Here is an 811-nt window from a genome sequence, read left to right as displayed (position 1 = left end):
GGCATGCGGACACACTTTTCTTTACTTAACCCCCACCGCTCACCGCCACCGAACATAAACGAAAAACCCGCCACCCAGACGCATTTTCATACGCCCTGGATGACGGGTACTTGCAGGGGCGACAGGACTCGAACCTGCAACCTGCGGTTTTGGAGACCGCTGCTCTACCAATTGAGCCACGCCCCTTCACCACCAGCGAAAGAACTTCTCAGTCCTTAGCTGACACTGTCCCACCTTACTGCATTGCTGCATAATCAAGGCGGGGTTCGACGAACATCACTGTCCGTAGTAGCGATGGGGGGGATCGAACCCCCGACCTCACGATTATGAGTCGTGCGCTCTCACCATCTGAGCTACATCGCCCCTATTCTCTACCGGACATAAGTCCGTATAAAAGAACAGAGCCCCCTGACAGAATCGAACTGTCGACCTTTTCCTTACCATGGAAACGCTCTGCCGACTGAGCTAAGGGGGCATCAGCATCCGTTGAACTCAGCACGTAACTCCGTGGCCAATTGTTGACCGCTTTGTTTCGTTCTGTGCTCTCCGTGAAGCCTTGCAAAGATTAACCCGAAATCACCACTAAGCACAAATCAGCAGGTAGGCAGCGGTATTTCTTGTCATGTTTGCAGACATTTGGCGCGCACTTATGGATAATCTATTCACTTATCGATGAGCCCCAGCGGAACCATAAGTGAATAACTCATCGATGAGTGGCTGACCTCTAACTCGAGCCCCTGCCCCGCTTAATCCAGAGCCCCTCACTCGAGCCCCTACCCCGGGTTAAGTAAAGAAAAGTGTGTCCGCATGC

Annotated in this window: 3 tRNA genes; all 3 read right to left on the bottom strand. The window is 52.8% G+C overall.

Going from position 1 to position 811, the window contains the following annotated elements:
• Positions 1 to 113: 113 nt before the first annotated feature.
• Positions 114 to 186: transfer RNA gene (locus HMPREF2547_RS07935), tRNA-Trp, on the bottom strand.
• A 103-nt stretch (positions 187 to 289) separates the two neighbouring features.
• A tRNA-Met gene (locus HMPREF2547_RS07930) sits at positions 290 to 363 on the bottom strand.
• A gap of 39 nt (positions 364 to 402) precedes the next feature.
• Positions 403 to 475: transfer RNA gene (locus HMPREF2547_RS07925), tRNA-Thr, on the bottom strand.
• Positions 476 to 811 lie beyond the last annotated feature (336 nt).

It is taken from the genome of Corynebacterium sp. HMSC055G02, from assembly GCF_001809065.1.
GTDB classification, from domain to species: Bacteria; Actinomycetota; Actinomycetes; order Mycobacteriales; family Mycobacteriaceae; genus Corynebacterium; species Corynebacterium jeikeium_D.
The sequence above is the reverse complement of the archived record's forward strand: the minus strand, read 5'-3'. Positions and strand labels throughout refer to the sequence as shown.